The sequence below is a fragment of the Kribbella sp. CCNWLW201 genome (assembly GCF_037203805.1).
Taxonomy (GTDB): domain Bacteria; phylum Actinomycetota; class Actinomycetes; order Propionibacteriales; family Kribbellaceae; genus Kribbella.
The window spans coordinates 147,805-168,428 of record NZ_JBBCBQ010000002.1 but is presented as its reverse complement, the minus strand read 5'-3'; the positions used below and the strand labels follow the sequence as shown (position 1 = coordinate 168,428).

Sequence of the window (20,624 nt, the reverse complement as noted above, 5' to 3'; positions counted from 1 at the left end):
CAGCCCGTACGTCGACTTAGTGGCGGATCCCCGGGAGAGTGCGGCAGCAGACGCAGCACCTCGCCCACCGGCAAGTCTCCCGGAGACCCGCACGCGATATCGATCATATGTTCGACTGTTCTCAGAATGCAAGTTCATCCGGAGACTCGGCGGCACGAGTACGCGACCGCGTCCCGGCCGATGCGGGTGATGATCAGCGTGGCGCTCGCGGAGCCCTTGGGGGCGAGCTTCTTCCGCAGTTGCGCCGGGTCCAGGTCGACCCCGCGCTTCTTGATCTCGAGTGTGCCGATGCCGTGCGTGCGTACCCAGGAGCGCAGCGCCTTCTCCTTGTACGGCAGCTCCTCCACCACCTCGTACGTCGAGGCGAGTGCAGTCGGCACCAGCTTCGCTGCGGTGACATACGCGATCCGGTGATCCAGCAACCACCCGTCGACCGCAGCGGCGACCGCGGTCACCAGACCGGCCCGCACCACGGCACCGTCGGGCTCGTAGATGTACGGACCCACCGGACCACTCTCAGCCTCCGGCGCGTCGGTCACCGAAGCGCCACTGGGCAGAAGAGTCGCCCGTCGCGCAGTACCGGCATACAACCGGCCAGACCACAGTGCGGCCTCCTTCACTTCACCTGCGTCGCTGATCCACTCAGCCTCCACCCCGTCCGGTACGGCGTCGTGCGGTATGCCCGGTGCGACCTTCACACAGGCAGTGCGGCTCAGGAGATCGGTCACGAAGGACCACGGCGGTGAGTAGGCGTTGTGATCGAACACGCGCCGGCCGTCCGCCCGCCGAGCCGGGTCTGCGAACACCACGTCGTACGGCGTGAGGTCGAAGGACTCGGCGTCGCCGACTACGACCTCACCGGGCAGGTCTAGCGCGGCCAGGTTGGCGCGGGCCGCGTCAGCAGCGGCTGGGTCGCGTTCGACGCCGGTGACTCGCAGTCCGGCTCGTGCAGCGCTGATGAGGTCGCCGCCGATGCCGCAGCCCAGGTCGACCACGCTGCTGCCCGGCAGTGTTGCCGCGATGCGCTGTGCTCTGTGAGTGCCGACAGTGGTTCGTGTCGCCTGTTCCAGGCCGTCTGGGGTGAAGTACATGCGGGCCGCGTCCGGGCCGAACTTGGCGACGGCCCGGTGGCGCAGTGAGGCCTGTGTGACCGCAGCTGTCACGAGTGTGGCGTCGTACTGGCGGCGCAGCTTCTCGACCAGTTGGAGCTCGTGGCCGGGCTGGTAGCTCGCACAGGCATCGGCGAGGAGTTCGGCGCCGGGGCCGTCCAGCAAGCCGGTGACTGTCACCCCGCCACTTTAGAGGGGGCTCGAGCAGCCTCTGCTCCAGCTTCGGGTGGCCATCGAGTAGAGGCGCCAATTCATGGCTGAGCGGGTCTTCGGTCCGTAGATGCCGTCCGCGACGAGCTTGTGCCTGCGCTGGACGGCCTTGACCACGGCGCGGGTGTTGCTGCCGTAGATGCCGTCGACAGCGAGCTTGGTGCCGTAGCAGAAGTTCAGGTTGCGCTGTAGGACGCGGATGGCGGTGTCCGGGTCACCGAACACAGTGGAGCCTCGGTGTGGGTCGTCGCCGAACATCAGGTTGCAGTACGTGCTCTCGCTGCCGTAGACGGACGGCATCGGGATACCCCAGCTGCGGTTGACCGGGACGAGCCTGGCGGACCGGCACTGCGGGAGCGCGGTTGCGGCAGCTGCGCGGAGGCTTTCGGTGTCCGCGGCAGGCGCCGCCTGCGGAGGTGCTGCGGCCGGTGCGTCCGTGCTGGGAGCGGTGGCGGGCTGGTCCTTCGAGGCGCCAGCGGCAATTGCTCCTACGGCGAGCGCACCGGCCGCGGCGACAACCGCGACAGTGCGGCCGGACAGTTTGGGCAGAGAGGGAAAGCTGAGGGCCATGGTCTCTCCTCGGGCACCCGGTCCCGGAGCGGCCGGGACGCCGTACAGACAGAACGGTCCCATGCCGACCCCGCCCAGGCCCAGCGTTCGACCACAATCCGCACCTGCCCGATCACCCTGCGCGGGTCTGGGGAGTTCGTGGCAGCAGCTGGTCCAGATCTCCTTGGCGGCGAAATCCTGGCACTCGAGTTGACCGAGTGCTAATCGCGGCCTAGATTCGGTGTTGGCACTCTCCGGTGGAGGGTGCCAGCGGTCCGGCCTCTGACCCCCGCGACGGCAGGGGAGCGCGACCACCCTGAACCACAGACAAGCGAATCGACCGTGGAGGTCAGCAAGTGTCGGTCACGATCAAGCCGCTCGAGGACCGTGTCCTCGTCGCGCCGCTCGAAGCCGAGCAGACCACGAAGTCCGGCCTGGTGATCCCGGACACCGCCAAGGAGAAGCCGCAGGAGGGCGAGATCCTCGCCGTCGGTCCGGGCCGGATCGACGACAACGGCAACCGCGTCCCGCTGGACGTCGCAGTCGGCGACAAGGTCATTTACTCCAAGTACGGCGGCACCGAGGTCAAGTACGACGGCCAGGACTACCTGATCCTGGGCGCCCGCGACATCCTCGCAGTCGTCAGCAAGTGACGATCGCCCGCTGTTCCTGACTGACACCGCCCTGGTGCCGATCACCGGCGCCGGGGCGGAGTCGGTCCGGAGCCGTGTGTGGTCCGGAACCGGCTGAGCGCAACGAGAAGAGAATTCAGAGAGGGACTGGTTTTTCCATGCCGAAGATCCTCGAGTTCGACGAGAACGCCCGGCGCGCGCTGGAGCGCGGCGTCGACAAGCTCGCGAACACGGTGAAGGTGACGCTGGGGCCGAAGGGCCGCTACGTCGTCCTGGACAAGAAGTGGGGCGCCCCGACCATCACCAACGACGGTGTCACCGTCGCCCGTGAGGTCGAGCTGGACGACCCGTTCGAGAACCTTGGTGCGCAGCTGACCAAGGAGGTCGCCACCAAGACCAACGACATCGCCGGTGACGGCACCACCACCGCGACGGTGCTGGCGCAGGCGCTGGTGCACGAGGGCCTGCGGGCCGTCGCCGCCGGGGTCAACCCGATGGGCCTGAAGAAGGGCATCGAGGCGGCCGTCGAGGCCGTGTCGGCGCGGCTGGTCGAGACCGCGCGACCGGTGGACGACAAGGGCGACATGGCCCACGTCGCCACCATCTCCGCCCGGGACGCCGAGATCGGCACCCTGATCGCGGACGCGTTCGACAAGGTCGGCAAGGACGGTGTGATCACCGTCGAGGAGTCGAACACCTTCGGGACCGAGCTCGAGTTCACCGAGGGCATGCAGTTCGACAAGGGCTTCATCTCGCCGTACTTCATCACCGACGCCGAGGCCGGCGAAGCGGTGCTGGAGGACCCGTACATCCTGATCCACCAGGGCAAGATCTCCGCCATCGCGGACCTGCTGCCGCTGCTGGAGAAGGTCGTGCAGTCCGGCAAGACGCTGCTGATCATCGCCGAGGACGTCGAGGCCGAGGCGCTGTCCACCCTGGTGGTGAACAAGATCCGCGGCAACTTCACCTCCGTCGCCGTCAAGGCGCCGGGCTTCGGTGACCGCCGCAAGGCGATGCTGGAGGACCTGGCCGCCCTCACCGGCGCGCAGGTCATCGCCCCCGAGGTCGGCCTGAAGCTGGACCAGGTCGGGCTGGAGGTGCTGGGCACCGCTCGCCGCATCGTGGTCAGCAAGGACAACACCACCGTGGTCGAGGGCGCCGGCAAGGCCGACGACATCGAGGCCCGGGTGAACCAGATCAAGGCCGAGATCGAGCGCACCGATTCCGACTGGGACCGGGAGAAGCTGCAGGAGCGGCTGGCCAAGCTGGCCGGCGGCGTCTGCGTGATCAAGGTCGGCGCGGCCACCGAGGTCGAGCTGAAGGAGAAGAAGCACCGGATCGAGGACGCTGTGTCCGCGACCCGGGCCGCGATCGAGGAGGGCATCGTCGCCGGCGGCGGCTCCGCCCTGGTGCACGCGGCCACTGTGCTCGAGGGCGGCCTGGACCTGGAGGGTGACGAGCTCGCCGGGGTCCGGATCGTTCGCAAGGCGATCGTCGAGCCGCTGCGCTGGATCGCCGAGAACGGCGGTTACGAGGGCTACGTGGTGACCGCCAAGGTCGCCGAGCTGGAGCTGGGCAGCGGTTTCAACGCCGCCACCGGCGAGTACGGCGACCTGCTGGCCCAGGGCGTGCTGGACCCGGTCAAGGTGACCCGGTCCGCGCTCGCCAACGCCGGCTCGATCGCCGCGCTGCTGCTGACCACCGAGACCCTGGTGGTCGACAAGCCCGAGGAAGAGGAGCCCGCCGCGGCCGGTCACGGCCACGGTCACGGCCACTGATCCTCAGGTCACGAGCAACACCCACACCGCCCGGCCGGTCCTCGGACCAGCCGGGCGGTGTTCCTTTGCCGGACCGTGATTGGGTTGGGGCGTGATTCGGGAACGGGGCGAGAGCGACCTGGACAGCTGTGCCGGCTTCCTTCGGGACGTGCACGAGCTCGCCGGGTATCCGGTGAACTGGCCCGCGGATCCGCAAGCCTGGCTCACGCCGCCGGGGATACTCGGCGCCTGGGTGATCACGACCGACGACGGCCGGGTGGCGGGCCACGTCGCACCCCAGTCGATCGGAGTGCGACCGGTCTCCCGCCAGCCAGCGAATCAGGGGTGAGCCAGGCGGGCGGCAACCGTACGGGCGGGTAGTGACAGATCGTGACCAAAAAGTTCTGGTGATCACGAATTGCCACTAGGCAAGAGAAGGTGAGCGCCGTACTATCTTGCAGGCTGACCGGTCCAACACGAGGGGGCGAGGGGTGACCGAGGTCCAAGTACCGCACACCCACGACCGGGTCGAGCTCAGGGATCTTGCCGCGCTTGCGAGCGAAGGCGACCGGACAGCTCTCAATGACCTGCTCACCAGGGTGCGTGCCGTTGCCCACCGCTACGTGCGGTCGAGGCTCTGGACGTATCCCGGCGGCGCCGACATGGTCGACGACGTCGCACAGGAAGTATGTGTCGCGGTGTTCGGCGCGCTGAGCCGGTACCGTGATGAGGGGAGACCTTTCGAGGCCTTCGTCTATGGCATCGCGGCCCGCAAGGTCGCCGATGCCCAGCGTGCGTTCGCGGTGGCCGACGTTTCGACGCCGGACCTGCCGGACGGCGCGGACGAGTCACCGACGCCGGAGGAGCACGCGGTCCGGCATTCGGAGGTCCAGCACATCATGGGCCTGCTGGACAAGTTGCCGGAGAAGTTGCGGGAGATCCTGCGGCTCCGGGTGGTAGCGGGGATGTCAGCCGAGGAGACCGGCCGGGCACTGGGGATGACACCGGGGGCGGTGAGGGTCGCACAGCATCGGGCGTTGAACACGCTCAGGGGGTTTGTGGGGCATGAGGCACAGCTGGAACGAGGAGCAGGGGAGGGGCATCATGGCTGACCGTTTCGACCTCGACGCGATCGACGCTGATGACGCTTTACTCGACCTGCTGGCCGCTGGTGGGGAGTCCGCGCGAACCGCGGGCGAGCATGACCCGGCCGTGAAGCTGCTGGCCGATCTGCGGCTCGCCGTGGAAGTCGAGGATGAACTACCGGTCGAGACGATCGACGACCCGGAGAGCTTCCTGGCGCGCTGCGCGGCGCTCAACCCGGTGACGGACCCGTTCGCCCGCAAGGTGGCGACGCGTGGTCTGGCACTCGGTGTCGCCGCGGTGGCCGCGCTGTCGGTCTCCGGGGTGGCCGCGGCCGTGACGGGTGATCCGCTCTCGCCGTACGAGAAGGTCATCGAGAAGATGGTCGATGCGGTCCGCCCGCAGACCAGCTTCCCGAAGGAACAGCTCGACGGAATGCCGGTGGTCGACAAGACGAAGATCGTCAAGGTCGCCAAGGACTTCCAGAAGAAGCAGGAAGAGCGCAAGGTCGAGCAGGAGAAGAAGGCTCAGACCGAGGCCTTCCCGCCGCAGGTCATGGTCGCGCCACCGCCGCCGCTGCTGCGTCCGCCGGTGGAAGAGAAGCCGATGGCGATCGAGAAGCCGCTCGCCCCGGTCGCTCCCGAGCAGACCACGGCACCGGAACAGACGCCGGCCGACGAGCCGACCACGGCCCCGACGGACGAGCCGACGACCACTCCGACGGAGCCGCCGGCTACGACACCGCCGCCGACCACCGAGCCGACGGAGCCGCCGGCCACGTCGGAGCCGACGCCGGACCCGACCACCACGACGCCGACCACGCCGACGAACAACGGTGAGACCGGCGAGACGGGTACCGACCCGACCCCGACGACGTTGCCGAGCAACGACAACGGGTCGAAACCGAGTGAGTCGGGGGACGACCAGTCCGCCGAGTTGCCCGAGGCGCCGAAGCCGCCGGTCGTCGACGACACGGCGCAGCCGCCCGCCGGCACCGACCAGAAGACGCCGCCGGCCGAAGACAAGCCGCAGCCGCCGGCCGCGTCGCCGCTGGACGGTCTGGTCGACCTGGTGGAGAAGGTCCTCGAGCCGGTGCTGCCGACGCCGACCGCCTCGGTCGAGGCGTCCAGCGCGGAGCACCTCTCCGGCAGCGGTGTGAAGCCGGAGGGCAGGCACTCCAGCGGCCAGGTGGTGACCGGTTCGGTCAAGGAGACCTACGCCAAGGGCAAGCACTCCACCGGCCAGTACGTCGAGGGCAAGCACGCGGCCATCGCCCGCACGCACGGCTCGACGGACTCGACGAACGTCCTGACGATCCTCGGCGTGGTCAACAAGCCGTTGAGCTGATCACCCTGCGTACCCGCCCGGTTGCCACCGAGCGGGTACGTCGTGGTGCGCCGGAACAGCCCCTTGTGGACGGGCGATGCGGGGAGTCCGGCGCGGGCGGCATAGGATGGTGTCCCGTTCTCGCCGTGTAAAGGTGCTCGCTTTCCCCATGGACATCACACCCGCTGGAGTTCCCGACAAGTTCGCCGTCCTCGGCCTCACCTTCGACGACGTACTGCTGCAGCCCAACGAGTCCGACGTCATCCCGTCCGAGGTCAGCACCCGGACCCGGGTGAGCCGCAACATCGAGGTGAACATCCCGCTGCTGTCCAGCGCGATGGACACCGTCACCGAGGCCCGGATGGCGATCGCCATGGCCCGCCAGGGCGGCCTCGGCGTCCTGCACCGCAACCTCTCGATCGAGGACCAGGCCCAGCAGGTCGACCTGGTCAAGCGGTCCGAGTCCGGCATGATCGCGCAGCCGATCACCATCGGCCCGGACGCCACCATCGGCGAGGCCGACGCGCTCTGCGGGCAGTACCGGATCTCCGGCGTACCGGTGGTCGACAACGCCGGCGTCCTGGTCGGCATCGTGACGAACCGGGACATGCGGTTCGAAACCGACCTGTCCCGCCCGGTCCGCGAGGTGATGACCAAGCAGCCGCTGATCACCGGCAAGCAGGGCATCTCCGCCGACGACGCGATGGCGCTGCTCAGCCGGCACAAGGTGGAGAAGCTGCCGCTGGTCGACGAGGCCGGCAAGCTGACCGGCCTGATCACGCTGAAGGACTTCGTCAAGCGCGACAAGTTCCCGCTGTCCACCAAGGACGCCGGCGGCCGGCTGATGGTCGGTGCCGCGATCGGCTTCTTCGGCGAGGCGTACAAGCGGGCGATGACGCTGGTCGAGGCGGGTGTCGACGTCCTCGTGGTGGACACCGCGCACGGTCACTCGAAGGCCCAGATCGAGATCATCAGCAAGCTCAAGGCCGACCCTGCGGCGCGTGGCGTGGACATCGTCGGCGGCAACGTCGGGACCCGCGAGGGCGCCCAGGCGCTGGTCGACGCCGGCGCGGACGGCGTCAAGGTCGGCGTCGGACCGGGCTCCATCTGTACGACGCGGGTCGTGTCCGGCGTCGGCGTACCGCAGGTCACCGCGATCTACGAGGCGTCGCTGGCGTGCAAGCCGGCCGGTGTCCCGGTCATCGGCGACGGTGGCCTGCAGTACTCCGGTGACATCGCGAAGGCGCTCGTGGCCGGTGCGGACACGGTCATGCTGGGCTCGCTGCTGGCCGGTTGCGAGGAGTCGCCGGGCGACCTGGTGTTCATCAACGGCAAGCAGTTCAAGGCCTACCGCGGGATGGGCTCGCTCGGTGCGATGTCGTCAGCCGGCGGCCTGCGCAAGTCGTACTCCAAGGACCGCTACTTCCAGAGCGACGTCGGCACCGACGAGAAGCTGATCGCCGAGGGCGTCGAAGGCCAGGTCCCGTACCGCGGCCCGCTGTCGGCCGTCGCCCACCAGTTGATCGGCGGCCTCCGCCAGTCCATGTGGTACTGCGGCGCCCGCACCGTCCCCGAACTCCAGGACAACGGCCGCTTCGTCCGCATCACCTCAGCCGGCCTCCAAGAATCCCACCCCCACGACATCCAAATGACCGTAGAAGCCCCCAACTACTCCGGCCGCTGACCCAAGCGAAAACAACCCCCGCCACCCGCGGGGGTTGTTTCGTTCCCAGCCTGCACAAGGCACGTACCTGCGATGGCACCACAGTTGGACGTTGATATGGCCGATGCATTTGCGGACAGGTTGTTCAGGGCGGTGCCTGCGCTGCGGCGGGAGTGGGAGAAGTATCTCGAGTCGCATCAGGGGAACGCGGCGGCGGGGCTGGAACCGCCCAACCTGGGTGTGTTCCTGCTGCTTGCCGAGCAGAGCGCGCTGTGGTTCCACTCTCGGGATCCAGCGCTTGCCGCACGGCTTGACGCGCTGCTGGGGTTCTTCGAGTCCGAACTTGGTGCTGATCCCGAGATCGACGAGTTGATCGAGACCGGGGTCGCCGCATATCTCCCGGAGCCGGGTGACGCTTCCGAAGCGATGGTCGGGTTGCTGGGGCCTAAGCTGCGGGCGGCCAGGGAGCGGCAGGAGGCTGAGGATGAGGCAGCGGTGCCTGCGTCGACTGTTGACTTTCTTCGGCGGCTTGGTGTGGCGGTTCCGGCGTTGCGGGGGCAGGTGGTGCGGCCGCTGGTTGATTTCCTGGAGTTGGAGTACGGCGTGGACGATGACGTCGACAACGTGATCGATGTGTCGTTCATCGAGATGCTGCCGGAGCCGGGCGAGGAGGGCAGTGAGATCGAGCAGTTGCTGGGTCCCAAGCTCAGAGCGGAGCTTGATAGGCAGTGCAATTGGTCTGAACCGCCGCCGGAGGGCTGACATCGAATTCGGTCGTGTGCCGCCGGTTGGACTCGATGTCGGGACAAGCGGGGGAGATCGGTAGCCTGTCGGCATGAACGAGATTGAGATCGGCCGCGCGAAGCGGGGGCGGCAGGCGTTCGCGTTCGACGACATCGCGATCGTCCCGTCGCGGCGGACGCGGGACCCTGAGGAGGTCTCGGTCGCCTGGCAGATCGACGCGTACCGGTTCGAGTTGCCGATCCTGGCCGCGCCGATGGACTCGGTGATGTCGCCGGCCACCGCGATCGCGATCGGCAAGGCCGGCGGTCTCGGCGTACTCAACCTCGAGGGTCTCTGGACCCGGTACGAGGACCCGACGAACCTGCTGGAGGAGATCACCTCCATCAGCCGGGAGCAGGCGACGCACCGGCTGCAGGAGATCTACTCCGCGCCGATCAAGCCCGAGCTGATCTCGCAGCGGGTCCAGGAGATCCGCGACTCCGGTGTCACCGTGGCCGGGGCGCTCTCGCCGCAGCGGACCAAGCAGTTCGCCAAGCACGTCGTGGACTCGGGCGTCGACCTGTTCGTCATCCGCGGTACGACGGTCTCCGCGGAGCACGTCTCGGGTCAGGCCGAGCCGCTCAACCTCAAGCAGTTCATCTACGACCTCGACGTACCGGTGATCGTCGGCGGGTGCGCGACGCACCAGGCCGCGCTGCACCTGATGCGGACCGGGGCGGCCGGCGTACTGGTCGGATTCGGCGGCGGTGCGGCGCACACCACCCGCAAGGTGCTCGGTGTCGCGGTGCCGATGGCGTCCGCCGTGGCCGACGTGGCCGCGGCTCGCCGGGACTACATGGACGAGTCCGGCGGCCGGTACGTGCACGTGATCGCGGACGGCTCGGTCGGGCGGTCCGGGGACGTGGCGAAGGCGATCGCCTGCGGCGCGGACGCGGTGATGGTCGGTTCGCCGCTGGCCCGGGCGAGCGACGCCCCGGGCGGCGGGTACCACTGGGGTGCCGAGGCGTGGCACGCCGATCTGCCCCGCGGTGAGCGGGTCGAGGTCGGCGTCACCGGGACGCTGGAGCAGATCCTGTTCGGCCCGTCCTGGGTGCCGGACGGCACCATGAACCTGGTCGGCGCCCTGAAGCGCGCGATGGCCACCACCGGCTACACGGAGCTCAAGGAGTTCCAGCGGGTCGAGGTCGTCGTCGGGTGACGACGGGCGTCCTGCTCCTGCATGGTTCCAGCGGTACGCCGGACCTGGAGCGGGCGCGGATCCTCGAGGCCGAGGGGTACGACGTACTCGCGCCACAGTGGTTCGACCGACGGATCAGCGAGATCCCGCTCGAGTCGTTCCCGCTGGACGAGCTGGCCGCCCGCAACGACCGGCTCGTGGTGATGGGCCTGTCCCGTGGCGCGGAGGCGGCCCTGCTGCTCGGCACACTCGACGAGCGGATCGACGCCGTGATCGCGCTGGCGCCGACTGCGTACGTCTGGGGTTGGAACGAAGGCGGGCAGCAGACGTCCGCCTGGACCTGGCGTGGCGAACCACTCCCGTTCGTGCCGCTCGACCTCGACTGGCAGCCGGACACCGACCCACCGAGCTTCACCGGGTGGTACCGGCAGAGCCTGAAGAAGCACGGGTCCGATGATGCGCGGATCCCGGCCGAGCGGTTCCAAGGCGAGCTGCTGATGATCGCCGGCGGTGATGACCAGGTCTGGCCGTCGGTCGAGTTCGCGGACCGGATCACCTTTGCGCGGATGGGTTTGCTCACCCGCACAGTGGTCGCGGCGCGCGCCGGTCACCGGGTGATCTTCCCCGGTGAGACGCCGAAGACCGGTGGTCAGCGGATGGCGCGCGGCGGCACCGAGGACGCGGATCGGGAGCTCGGCGCACTGGCCTGGGGCGACGTGCGTCGAGTCCTCACGGGTTGAGTCGTTCTGGAAGGATGGCGGCATGGGATTGTTCAGCCGACGAAGCAGCCAGGACGCCGACAACGTTGCCCTCGCCGCCGCGCGGGCGAGACTCTCCGCCGATGACGTCGATCAGGTGCGGTTCCTGATCACCACCAAGAAGACGGTGCACGCGGTCAAGCTGATCCGCGACCGGACCGGCCTGGACCTGAAGCACGCGAAGGGACTCGTCGACGACATCCGGCTCGGCCGGTACGTCGCGCCGGTCACCGACACCCCGATCGTCCGCCGGCCCGGGACGAACCTGGCCGAGCGCACCCGTGCCCTCAAGGCCCAGGGCGAACTGCACCAGGCCACTGCACTGGTCGTGTCCGAGACGGGCATGACCGAGGTCGAGGCCGGCCTGTTCGTCGGCGCACTCAGGCCGGACCTGCAGGACTCGTAGCTAACCCTTCACGTAGGAGAGTTTCTCCGCGATCTTGCCGTCGCGCAGCCGCAGTACGTCGACCCCGCGGACGTGACCGCGGTCGCCGGACGGCTCACGCCACGAGTACTGCCAGCGCACCACGGCCCGATCACCGAGGACCACTGTCTCCTCGGTCTCGAACCGCGGCTCGTCGGTGTTCGCGAAGAGCTTCTCCCACTCCGCCCGTACGTCGGCCGCCCCCTCGAACCGAACTCCGTCCGGCGCGGGTGAGGTGGACTCGAAGACACAGTCGTCGGTGACGAGCGCCATCACCGCCTCGATGTCCTGCCGGTCGAAGGCCGTGCCGAAGCGGGCGACAACGGCAGTCGCGGTGGACCAGTGCGGGTCGCGGCCGAACGCTCCGAGCAGCACATCCGCCGGGTCGCTGAAACCCTCGACCCGGTCGGCGATGACGCCGCCGGCGCGGTACATGTCCTCCCGCTCGGCGAACCAGGTCGCGACTTCGTCCACCACCTCGGGGTCGAGCCGAGCCTCGGCGCCGATCGCTGCGGCCAGGTCCCAGCCGTGGACCAGGTGGTCGGCGGCCAGTTGCCGGAGGTACTCCGGCGGGTCCTCGTCGCCGTACGAAAGGTGCACCTTGTCGATCGACGCGCCGGCCGCCTCCTGGGCAGCGCGGGCCGCGGCGAACGCGGCGGTCACGGGGTCGTCACCGAGCAGGTCGCCGTCCAGGGAGTCGCCGACGTCCGCGATGGTCTTGCCCTCCATCAGCGGTACGACCCAGCGCTCCTCACCGACGACGTGATTCACCAGTTCACGAACATTCCAGTCCGTGCAGGGCGTCGGAGCCGTCCACTGGTCGGGCCCGACCTCGTTGACCAACTGCGCGAAATTGCCGACCGTCCGGTTGTGCAGCTCCACCACGTCCATGACTTTCCCCCTCTAGCCGCAGAGTCCCTCTCAGGGTCAGCGTCCGCCCGGCGAGAGGAGGCGTCAATTACCTGGGGGTTACCGGCCCAGCTGGAGCTGTTGGGCGGCCTCGTGGGCGTGCTGGGACGCCATCATGTCGCCGGTGGCGGCGAGCAGGTCGCCGTGGTGCCGGTAGCAGGAGCCGGCCAGATCCTTCATCACCGAGTCGTCGTCGGTGAACGGGATCAGCGCGGTCGCGACCTCGGCGCACCAACCGCCCAGGTCGAGCGCGATCTCGGTCCGTCCGGCCTGGTAGTACGCCTCGGAGATGTCGAGCAGCAGTTGCGCCCAGATCGGCGCGTAGGTGCTCGTCTCGTACCGCATCCGCTGCGACTCCCGCTCGGACGAGATCGCGAACAGGTAGTGCGCCTCCAGCCCCAGCGTGAGCGCGGTGTCCACGTCCTGCAGCAACAGCGGCTTGACCAACTCGGCCAGCTCGGTCGCCCGGACCGCGGCCGACTCGGGGTCGGTCCGGCCCGAGACCGTCGCCAGCGTCATCCCCGGCGCGGGCTCGCTCAGCGCCAGCAGCCGGTGGAACTGCTCGTACGGCCCGAGCTTGATCTCTGCGTTCTCCAGCGCCGCGACCAGAGTCAGCGGCAGTCCACGGTCCAGCTCCTCGGTGACCCGTGCGGCCGTCTCCGCGTCGGTGTCGAACGCCGTACGCAGGCAGGCCTCGCCTTCCATGATCCGGCCGACGATGCCGAGGTGCTTGCCCTTCCGGGTGAGTGCGGCGACCAGCGTGCGGAGGTCGGTGGCCGACTCCGAGTCCGCCAGGGTGTCAGCGGTGGTCAGCCCGATCTCGTCCGCCTCCAGCGCGAGGTCGAGACGACCTTCGGCAGCATGTACGTCGGCCGATACGGCGGTCGCCGTACAGAGGTAGCGCGCGTACGACAGCGATTGCGGGCTCTCGTTGATCTGGTCGGCCAGTTGCAGGAAGAGCTGGGTCGCCGCGTCGGCTGATGCCACGGCCAGGGCTGGGTCGCCGTACCGCCGCAGGATGAGCGCGTTCATCGCCAGCACCCGGGCGAAGTCCGGCTGGTGCTTCAGCCCTTCCTCGCCGCCGACGAGCTGCCCGTACGCAATGACCGCCCCGTCCATCTCCAGTACGGCGGTCGCGCCGTGACCGCGATGAGCCTGGGTCATCGCCCGCCGGGCCCGGACGTCGGCCAGGAACGAGGTCGCGTCGAGAACGCCGGCGTCGCTGAGCTCGGTGTAGCCGAGTTGGGCCTCGTGCAACGCGGCAAGCGCTTCCTCGTGCCGGCCCGACGCGTTCAGGGAGCCGGCCAGCTCGTACTGCGTCGCGGCCATCAGATGCTTGGCCTCGTAGTGATCCGGGTGCCCCTCGGCGCGTTCCCGGGCCAGCTCGATGACACGTTGCTGATACGGCCCGGCCTCGTCGGCACGACCTTCTTCGATCAGTACCTGAGCTGTCTGCAGAGCCTCAGCGAGCTCGTCCTCAGGAGGCGTCCAAAGCCCCCCGCTGTCCACCATCTCGACGTTCCACCCCTTCGCAGGTTCAGCCGATCAGCTTAGTGGTCTATGGGGCGGAACCCTTAGGGCTGACACGTGCGATTTCCGGTACTGACATGGCTATTACCGGCAGGTAGCCTGGGCAGATGAGCGAGCGAAGCGAGCGAACCATGAGCAGAGCAGCGTTCTCGCTCATGCCGGAGCCGAGCGCCAGCGAGGTGGAGGCATGAGCGAGCAGACGTCGATTCCTGCGGACCCCGAGCTCGACCCGACTGCGTCGTACGCGACCGATCAGTCGGTCGTTCGCCGCCTGTCGGGGCTGCTCCGCGCCTCGGCCGGCGCCAAGACCTCCTACGCGCCGGCGACCGGGCAGCCGATCGCGACGCTACCCGTGTCCAGCCCGGACGACGTGGTCGCGGCCGTCCGGTCGGCGCGGCGGACCCAGCAGACCTGGAAGCGGGTGCCGCTGGCTGAGCGCGCCGCGATCCTGCTGCGGTACCACGACCTGGTCCTGGACCACCGGCACGAGCTCGTGGACCTGGTGATCCTCGAGTCGGGCAAGGCGCGCAAGCAGGCGTTCGAGGAGGTCGCACACGTCGCCCTCACCGCCAGGTACTACGGGCGCAAGGCCGCCGAGCTGCTCGAGCCGCAGCGCAAGCTGGGCATGTTCCCGATCCTCACCCGGGCCGAGCAGCGGTTCGTGCCGAAGGGGGTCGTCGGTGTCATCTCGCCGTGGAACTACCCGCTCAGCATGGCGATGGCCGACGGTCTCCCGGCCGTGCTCGCCGGGAACACCGTCGTACACAAGCCGGACAGCCAGACGCCGCTGACCGCGCTCCGGGCGATCGAGCTGCTGTACGACGCCGGCCTGCCGCGCGAGGCCTGGCAGCCGGTGAACGGCGAGGGTCCGACCGTCGGCGGCGCGATCATCCAGAACACCGACTACATCTGCTTCACCGGCTCGACCCGGACCGGCCGGCTGGTCGCCAAGCAGGCCGGCGAGCGGTTGATCGGCTGCAGCCTCGAGCTCGGCGGCAAGAACCCGATGCTGGTACTGCGCGACGCCGACCTGAACCGTGCCGCGGAAGGCGCCGTCCGTGCGTGCTTCTCGAGTGCCGGTCAGTTGTGCGTCTCGATGGAGCGCCTCTACGTCGCCGACCAGGTGTACGACGCATTCGTCACCGCGTTCATCGACCGGGTGAAGAAGCTCCGGCTGTCCGCGGGCACCGGCTGGGATGTCGACATGGGCTCGCTGATCTCGAAGGCGCAGCTGGAGATTGTGAGCCGTCACGTCGAGGATGCCCGGTCGAAGGGCGCCGTCGTACTGGTGGGTGGCAAGGCGCGGCCGGATATCGGCCCGCTGTTCTACGAGCCGACCGTGCTGTCCGGCGTGACGCCGGAGATGGAGTGCTTCGACAACGAGACGTTCGGGCCGGTGGTGTCGATCTACCGGTTCTCCGACGAGTCCGAGGCGATCCAGCGCGCGAACGAGGGCGAATACGGGCTGAACGCCAGTGTCTGGACCCGGGACGGCCGGCGCGGCCGGGCGGTCGCGGCGCAACTGGTAGCCGGCACGGTCAACGTGAACGAGGCGTACGGCGCGACCTTCGGCTCGATCGACACCCCGATGGGCGGAATGCGGTCTTCCGGGCTCGGCCGCCGGCAGGGTGTCGAGGGCATCCGCCGCTACGTCGACCCGCAGGCGATCGCCACCCAGCGGGTCCTCCCGATCGCCGCCTCGCACGGGCTCTCCGACGAAACGTACGCCGAACTGATGACCGGAGCCCTCCGGGTGCTCAAGAAGCTGGGCCGCCCATGACGACGTTCGACTACGACGTACTGATCATTGGGTCCGGGTTCGGGGGGAGTGTCAGTGCGTTGCGGTTGACCGAGAAGGGATACAAGGTCGGCGTCCTCGAGGCCGGGGCGCGGTTCGACGACGCCGGGTTCGCGAAGAACTCGTGGGACAAGAGCAAGTTTCTGTTCGCGCCGAAGCTCGGCTGGTACGGCATCCAGCGGATCAGCGCGCTGCGGGACGTGATCATCCTGTCCGGAGCCGGCGTCGGCGGCGGCAGCCTGGTCTACGCGAACACCCTCTACGAGCCGCTGCCCGCGTTCTACACCGACCGCCAGTGGGCCCACATCACCGACTGGAAGGCCGAGCTCGCTCCGTACTACGACCAGGCCAAGCGGATGCTCGGCGTGACGGAGTACCCGGGCTTCACCCCGGCCGACGAGGTGATGAAGCAGGTCGCCGACGACATGGGGGTGGGAGACACGTTCCACCCGACCCCGGTGGGCGTCTTCTTCGGTGAGCCGGGTGTCGAGGTCGACGACCCGTACTTCGGGGGCGCCGGACCGCGTCGTACCGGCTGTATCGACTGCGGCGAGTGCATGACGGGCTGCCGGCACAACGCGAAGAACACGCTGACCAAGAACTACCTCTACCTGGCCGAGAAGGCCGGCGCTGAGGTCTACTCGATGACCACCGTGACCTCGGTCGAGCCGCTGCCGGACGGCGGGTACGCCGTGGACACCCGGCGTACCTCCAATCGCAAGAGCACGCGCCGGTTCACCGCCCAGCAAGTGGTGTTCGCCGCCTCGGCCCTGGGTACGGCGAAACTGCTGCACCGGCTCCGGGACGAGGGCAAACTGCCGAAGCTGTCCGACCGCCTCGGCGTGCTGACCCGGACCAACTCGGAATCGTTGCTCGGGGCAATCGCCAGGGACCGGGACGTCGACTACAGCCGCGGCGTCGCGATCACCTCGTCGTTCCATCCCGACGACATCACCCACATCGAGCCGGTCCGGTACGGCAAGGGCAGCAACGCGATGTCGCTGCTGCAGACCGTGCTGACCGACGGCGACGGCGACCGGCCGCGGTGGCGGATCTGGTTGCGCGAGCTCGGCGTCCAGCGGAAGAACATCCGCCGGCTGTACGACCTGAAGCACTGGTCCGAGCGGACCGTGATCGCGCTGGTGATGCAGACCGCGGACAACTCGATCACCACGTTCGGCAAGCGGGACCGGTTCGGCCGCTGGCGGCTGACGTCCAAGCAGGGCCACGGTGCGCCGAACCCGTCCTGGATCCCGGTCGCGAACCAGGTGGTCCGGCGGATGGCGAAGCTGATGAACGGGACCCCGGGCGGCACCATCGGCGAGCCGTTCAACGTGCCGATGACGGCCCACTTCATCGGCGGCTGCGCGATCGGCGACTCACCCGAGACCGGCGTGGTGGACCCGTACCACCGGGTCTACGGGTACGACGGCCTGCACATCCTGGACGGGTCGACCATCTCGGCCAACCTCGGCGTCAACCCGTCGCTGACGATCACCGCCCAGGCGGAACGGGCGCTGGCGTTCTGGCCGAACAAGGGTCAGGACGACGTCCGGCCGGCGGTCGGAGCCGGTTACCAGCGGGTGCAACCGGTGAAGCCGGCGCATCCCGTCGTACCGGCCGATGCGCCCGGGGCGCTGCGGTTGCCGGTGGTCGAAATCACTCACAAACAGCCTGTGACGAAGCCGTAACACAACGACAATACTTTCGCGCCGTCAGCAGGGAAATGAAAAAACCTCAGCGCTGGTGTGGCTGCTGAGGTTTGTGGGGTTTAGCGATTAGTGCCGTAAAAGGGAGCAGGTCCCTCGGGAACGTTTCCGCCCAAATCGTTTCCCGAGGGACCCACTCAAGCCGGGGTGAGGCGCCCGGCGCTTTGGGATCGGGTCACCAACCACAGCTGGCGACCCGAGCTCTTGGTACCCCACTTTACATCCGATCCAAGGAGTTTCGAGCCTTTGCAAGTGGTTGTGACCACTCTGCGTGCTGATCGTAATGATCGGCTTTTCGTAGCTCCTTGTAACCGAGTGGCGGTCTTCCTTGCGGTGACCGCCTCTGCACACATCAACGAGCCCCTACACAGGGGGTTACGAGGTTCTCCAGAAAAATCCAGAAAGTTTTGCGGGCAGCGCGGAGAGTGGCTGAAGCAGGTGGGGCCCGGGTGTTCCACGTGACGCCCCTCGCAGAGAGAACGGGCCTGGCTGTCTTACTGTGGGCCGACCGTCAGATGAGGCAGGAGAACGATGAGCGACATCCTCGAGGTGGCCCGGCAACAGGTTCTGGAGCAGGGCATCGGCCTTTCCCAGGAGCAGCTTGTCGAGGTGCTGCAATCGCCCGACGACCAGTTGGCCGACCTGCTGGCGCTTGCGCACGACGTCCGGGTCAAGTGGTGCGGTGAGGAGGTCGAGGTCGAGGGGATCATCTCGCTGAAGACCGGCGGCTGTCCGGAGGACTGCCACTTCTGCTCCCAGTCCGGTCAGTTCACCTCGCCGGTCCGCTCGGTCTGGCTGAACATCCCCGAGCTGGTCGAGGCGGCGAAGGAGACCGCGAAGACCGGCGCGACCGAGTTCTGCATCGTCGCCGCCGTCCGTGGCCCGGACCAGCGGCTGATGTCCCAGGTGAAGGCCGGCATCGAGGCGATCAACGCCGAGGTTGACATCAACATCGCCTGCTCGCTCGGCATGCTCACCCAGGAGCAGGTGGACGAGCTCAAGGCGATGGGGGTGCATCGCTACAACCACAACCTCGAGTCGGCCCGTTCGTACTTCGGTGACGTGGTCACCACGCACTCCTTCGAAGAGCGCTGGGACACCTGTCTGATGGTCAAGGAGTCCGGCATGGAGCTGTGCTGCGGCGGCCTGGTCGGCATGGGGGAGACCCTCGAGCAGCGCGCCGAGCTGGCCGCGCAGCTGGCCGAGCTGGACCCGCACGAGGTGCCGCTCAACTTCCTCAACCCGCGCCCCGGTACGCCGTTCGGCGACATGGAGATCATGGCCGGCAAGGACGCGCTGCGGACCATCGCCGCGTTCCGGCTCGCGATGCCGCGGACGGTGCTCCGGTACGCCGGCGGCCGCGAGCTGACCCTGGGTGACCTGGGCACCCGCGAGGGCCTGCTCGGCGGTATCAACGCCGTCATCGTCGGCAACTACCTGACCACGCTCGGCCGCCCGGCGACCGCCGACCTCGACCTGCTGGCCGAGCTCAAGATGCCGGTGAAGGAACTCCAGAAAACGCTATGAGCGAGCTGTACTGCGGCCACTGCGGCAGGGAGCTGGCCGACGGCAGTCACGAGGACTGCCGTCGGGCCCTGGCGCTGGAGCCGCCCCGCTACTGCGCCGAGTGCCGGCGCCGGATGGTCGTCCAGGTCCATCCGATGGGCTGGTCAGCGCGCTGTTCGGTCCACGGTTCGCTGTCTGACTAGCCGACGGCGTCCGAGGCCGCCACTACGTCGACCAGGCCGTGTCCCTTGTCGTACGACGTACTCCCGCCGCGCGGATCCGGCTGGTATGCGGCACCGTTGGCGTACTGGTGTGCGGTCGAGATGAGTGCGTTCTCGATCTGCGCCGGGGTGGCGGACGGGTTCGCCTGGAACAGCTGGGCGACGATCCCGGCGATGTGTGGCGCGGCCATCGACGTACCGCTGATGGTGTTGTAGTTGCCGCCGTCCAGCGGGGCCAGTCCGGTCGTGCAGATCGGCAGGTAGATCCGGCAGGACGAGGTGATGTTCTCGCCCGGTGCGGAGATGTCCGGGTAGGTCGAGACCGTGCCGTTCTTCCCGCGGGAGGAGAACTCGGAGACCTGGCCGTCCCGGGTACCGGTACCGAGGTCGTTGTACGAGGCAACGGACAGGATGCCGCCGGTCGGGTCCTGGCCGGGCGGGTTGGTCAGCGACGTACTGCCGTCGCCGCCGTCGTTGCCCGCGGCCCAGACCGTGACGACGCCTTCGGCCGCGAGGGCGCGCTGCAGTTTGACCGTGGCCGAGTTCGGGTCGAACGCGCCACCGCCGGTCGGTCCGTAGGAGTTGTTGGTGACCTTGATCGGCGGGCACGTGCTCGCCGGTACGCCGGCGCCGCACGGTGCCTCGTGGTTCTCCAGCACCCAGTTGAGCGCCGCGTCCGCGCCGACGATGAGCAGTACGGCGCCGGTCGAGATGGAGACCAGGGATGCGCCGGGAGCCGCGCCCTGCAGCTTGGTGCCGTCCGCGAGGGTGACCTTGCGTCCGGCAACGATCCCGTTCACGTGCGTGCCGTGGCCGCCGCCCGACAGCAGATCGGTGTCGAGCGAACCCGCGTCGACCGGCAGGCAGAGCGTCTCGAGCAGTGGGTCGCAGACGATCTTGAGGTTCTTCACCACCGCTGAGGATCCGTTGGCGTTCTTGAAGAACGGGTGCGTCGGGTCCACGCCGCTGTCGATCACCGCGACACTGACACCACGGCCGTCCAGCGGCTTGCCGTCCGCGCCGGTCCGGGTGGCCGCGGCCTCCGCGCCGCGGGTGGCGAGATGCGAGGTCTGCGTCCGCAGGGCGATCGGCTGGTTGCCCTCGAGGTAGGTGACGCCGGGCCGGGTGCGCGCGGCAAGAATCTGCGACTTGGTGCCCTCCGCAACCACCACGCCGATCCTGTCGTACGACGTCAATTGCCGCAGGCCACTGGCTTTGACCGCGTTGCGCGCGGCCGGGAGATCCGTGCCGTGGACCAGGACCGTGGTGCGTTGCTGCAGCAGCGGCAGTGATCCGAGTTGGTCGAGCTGGCGGCTCAGGAACGGCTGGATCGGGGCCGAGGCCGCTTGGGCCGGCGCGGTGATGGTCGCGGCCAGCAGACAGGCTGCGGCGGCGGCGATCAGGGGTCTGGATCTGCGCATGTTGTTCTCCTCACTGGGCGGCGGGCCCCGGCCGCAGGCGTCAGGCGGACGCGGGGTTACGGGCCGGTAACAAATGCTTCGCCCAATGTAAGGCGGCG

The 20,624-nt window shown here is 68.6% G+C and carries 19 protein-coding genes; 14 read left to right on the top strand and 5 right to left on the bottom strand.

Annotated features, from left to right (window positions below):
- Nucleotides 1–134: 134 nt before the first annotated feature.
- Together V9K99_RS10455 and V9K99_RS10450 are read right to left on the bottom strand one after the other, a co-directional pair.
- Nucleotides 135–1,289, bottom strand: coding sequence for a class I SAM-dependent methyltransferase (locus tag V9K99_RS10455; RefSeq protein ID WP_337003582.1), 1,155 nt, complete (start codon nt 1,287–1,289; stop codon nt 135–137).
- A 9-nt stretch (nt 1,290–1,298) separates the two neighbouring features.
- On the bottom strand, nt 1,299–1,889 hold the full coding sequence (locus V9K99_RS10450; protein ID WP_337003580.1) for a peptidoglycan-binding domain-containing protein: 591 nt from the start codon (nt 1,887–1,889) through the stop codon (nt 1,299–1,301).
- Nucleotides 1,890–2,224: 335 nt separating this feature from the next.
- Between V9K99_RS10450 and groES the strand changes: the two genes are divergently transcribed.
- From groES to V9K99_RS10400, 10 genes are all read left to right on the top strand, one after another.
- Nucleotides 2,225–2,521 (top strand): co-chaperone GroES, encoded by a 297-nt coding sequence (groES, locus tag V9K99_RS10445; RefSeq protein WP_130384566.1) that lies wholly within the window; start codon nt 2,225–2,227, stop codon nt 2,519–2,521.
- 137 nt (nt 2,522–2,658) lie between these two features.
- Nucleotides 2,659–4,278: a chaperonin GroEL gene (gene groL / locus V9K99_RS10440; protein WP_337003568.1), complete on the top strand. Its 1,620-nt coding sequence runs from the start codon at nt 2,659–2,661 to the stop codon at nt 4,276–4,278.
- A gap of 91 nt (nt 4,279–4,369) precedes the next feature.
- A complete protein-coding gene (locus tag V9K99_RS10435) occupies nt 4,370–4,606 on the top strand; it encodes a hypothetical protein (RefSeq protein ID WP_337003566.1) in 237 nt (78 codons plus the stop codon).
- 142 nt (nt 4,607–4,748) lie between these two features.
- Nucleotides 4,749–5,369, top strand: coding sequence for an RNA polymerase sigma factor ShbA (gene shbA, locus V9K99_RS10430; RefSeq protein WP_337003564.1), 621 nt, complete (start codon nt 4,749–4,751; stop codon nt 5,367–5,369).
- Nucleotides 5,362–6,687: a hypothetical protein gene (locus V9K99_RS10425; RefSeq protein ID WP_337003562.1), complete on the top strand. Its 1,326-nt coding sequence runs from the start codon at nt 5,362–5,364 to the stop codon at nt 6,685–6,687. The genes shbA and V9K99_RS10425 overlap by 8 nt, the downstream gene beginning before the upstream one ends.
- A gap of 148 nt (nt 6,688–6,835) precedes the next feature.
- Nucleotides 6,836–8,350: an IMP dehydrogenase gene (gene guaB / locus V9K99_RS10420; protein ID WP_337003560.1), complete on the top strand. Its 1,515-nt coding sequence runs from the start codon at nt 6,836–6,838 to the stop codon at nt 8,348–8,350.
- Nucleotides 8,351–8,422: 72 nt separating this feature from the next.
- Nucleotides 8,423–9,091 carry a DUF7674 family protein gene (locus V9K99_RS10415; RefSeq protein WP_337003558.1) on the top strand — a complete coding sequence of 223 codons (669 nt, stop codon included), beginning with the start codon at nt 8,423–8,425 and terminating at the stop codon, nt 9,089–9,091.
- Nucleotides 9,092–9,164: 73 nt separating this feature from the next.
- Complete coding sequence (locus V9K99_RS10410) at nt 9,165–10,271, top strand: GuaB3 family IMP dehydrogenase-related protein (RefSeq protein ID WP_337003556.1); 1,107 nt, start codon at nt 9,165–9,167, stop codon at nt 10,269–10,271.
- A complete protein-coding gene (locus V9K99_RS10405; protein ID WP_337003554.1) occupies nt 10,268–10,990 on the top strand; it encodes an acyl-CoA thioester hydrolase/BAAT C-terminal domain-containing protein in 723 nt (240 codons plus the stop codon). Before V9K99_RS10410 ends, V9K99_RS10405 begins: the two co-directional genes overlap by 4 nt.
- Before the next feature lie 22 nt (nt 10,991–11,012).
- Complete coding sequence (locus V9K99_RS10400) at nt 11,013–11,414, top strand: hypothetical protein (protein WP_337003552.1); 402 nt, start codon at nt 11,013–11,015, stop codon at nt 11,412–11,414.
- Here the strand turns inward: V9K99_RS10400 and V9K99_RS10395 are convergent, their stop codons facing one another.
- Nucleotides 11,415–12,323, bottom strand: coding sequence for a TIGR03086 family metal-binding protein (locus V9K99_RS10395; RefSeq protein ID WP_337003550.1), 909 nt, complete (start codon nt 12,321–12,323; stop codon nt 11,415–11,417). It abuts the gene before it with no gap.
- Nucleotides 12,324–12,401: 78 nt separating this feature from the next.
- Nucleotides 12,402–13,853, bottom strand: coding sequence for a hypothetical protein (locus tag V9K99_RS10390; RefSeq protein ID WP_337003548.1), 1,452 nt, complete (start codon nt 13,851–13,853; stop codon nt 12,402–12,404).
- A 205-nt stretch (nt 13,854–14,058) separates the two neighbouring features.
- On the opposite strand from V9K99_RS10390, the gene V9K99_RS10385 reads away from it, so the two are divergent.
- From V9K99_RS10385 to bsaP, 4 genes are all read left to right on the top strand, one after another.
- Nucleotides 14,059–15,651 carry a succinic semialdehyde dehydrogenase gene (locus tag V9K99_RS10385; protein WP_337003546.1) on the top strand — a complete coding sequence of 531 codons (1,593 nt, stop codon included), beginning with the start codon at nt 14,059–14,061 and terminating at the stop codon, nt 15,649–15,651.
- On the top strand, nt 15,648–17,360 hold the full coding sequence (locus V9K99_RS10380; RefSeq protein WP_337003544.1) for a GMC family oxidoreductase: 1,713 nt from the start codon (nt 15,648–15,650) through the stop codon (nt 17,358–17,360). The genes V9K99_RS10385 and V9K99_RS10380 overlap by 4 nt, the downstream gene beginning before the upstream one ends.
- Before the next feature lie 549 nt (nt 17,361–17,909).
- Nucleotides 17,910–18,905, top strand: coding sequence for a biotin synthase BioB (bioB, locus tag V9K99_RS10375; protein WP_337003542.1), 996 nt, complete (start codon nt 17,910–17,912; stop codon nt 18,903–18,905).
- Nucleotides 18,902–19,087: a biotin synthase auxiliary protein BsaP gene (bsaP, locus tag V9K99_RS10370; protein ID WP_337003540.1), complete on the top strand. Its 186-nt coding sequence runs from the start codon at nt 18,902–18,904 to the stop codon at nt 19,085–19,087. The genes bioB and bsaP overlap by 4 nt, the downstream gene beginning before the upstream one ends.
- Here the strand turns inward: bsaP and V9K99_RS10365 are convergent.
- Complete coding sequence (locus V9K99_RS10365) at nt 19,084–20,526, bottom strand: S8 family peptidase (protein ID WP_337003538.1); 1,443 nt, start codon at nt 20,524–20,526, stop codon at nt 19,084–19,086. The genes bsaP and V9K99_RS10365 overlap by 4 nt on opposite strands.
- Nucleotides 20,527–20,624 lie beyond the last annotated feature (98 nt).

Bases quoted from the DNA above. Each gene is read 5' to 3' on its own strand.
- V9K99_RS10380 (WP_337003544.1), top strand. From the start codon at position 15,648: ATGACGACGTTCGACTACGACGTACTGATCATTGGGTCCGGGTTCGGG.
- bioB (WP_337003542.1), top strand. From the start codon at position 17,910: ATGAGCGACATCCTCGAGGTGGCCCGGCAACAGGTTCTGGAGCAGGGC.
- V9K99_RS10410 (WP_337003556.1), top strand. From the start codon at position 9,165: ATGAACGAGATTGAGATCGGCCGCGCGAAGCGGGGGCGGCAGGCGTTC.
- V9K99_RS10425 (WP_337003562.1), top strand. From the start codon at position 5,362: ATGGCTGACCGTTTCGACCTCGACGCGATCGACGCTGATGACGCTTTA.
- V9K99_RS10365 (WP_337003538.1), bottom strand. From the start codon at position 20,526: ATGCGCAGATCCAGACCCCTGATCGCCGCCGCCGCAGCCTGTCTGCTG.
- bsaP (WP_337003540.1), top strand. From the start codon at position 18,902: ATGAGCGAGCTGTACTGCGGCCACTGCGGCAGGGAGCTGGCCGACGGC.
- V9K99_RS10395 (WP_337003550.1), bottom strand. From the start codon at position 12,323: ATGGACGTGGTGGAGCTGCACAACCGGACGGTCGGCAATTTCGCGCAG.
- V9K99_RS10385 (WP_337003546.1), top strand. From the start codon at position 14,059: ATGAGCGAGCAGACGTCGATTCCTGCGGACCCCGAGCTCGACCCGACT.
- V9K99_RS10400 (WP_337003552.1), top strand. From the start codon at position 11,013: ATGGGATTGTTCAGCCGACGAAGCAGCCAGGACGCCGACAACGTTGCC.
- groL (WP_337003568.1), top strand. From the start codon at position 2,659: ATGCCGAAGATCCTCGAGTTCGACGAGAACGCCCGGCGCGCGCTGGAG.
- V9K99_RS10415 (WP_337003558.1), top strand. From the start codon at position 8,423: ATGGCACCACAGTTGGACGTTGATATGGCCGATGCATTTGCGGACAGG.
- V9K99_RS10390 (WP_337003548.1), bottom strand. From the start codon at position 13,853: ATGGTGGACAGCGGGGGGCTTTGGACGCCTCCTGAGGACGAGCTCGCT.
- guaB (WP_337003560.1), top strand. From the start codon at position 6,836: ATGGACATCACACCCGCTGGAGTTCCCGACAAGTTCGCCGTCCTCGGC.
- V9K99_RS10450 (WP_337003580.1), bottom strand. From the start codon at position 1,889: ATGGCCCTCAGCTTTCCCTCTCTGCCCAAACTGTCCGGCCGCACTGTC.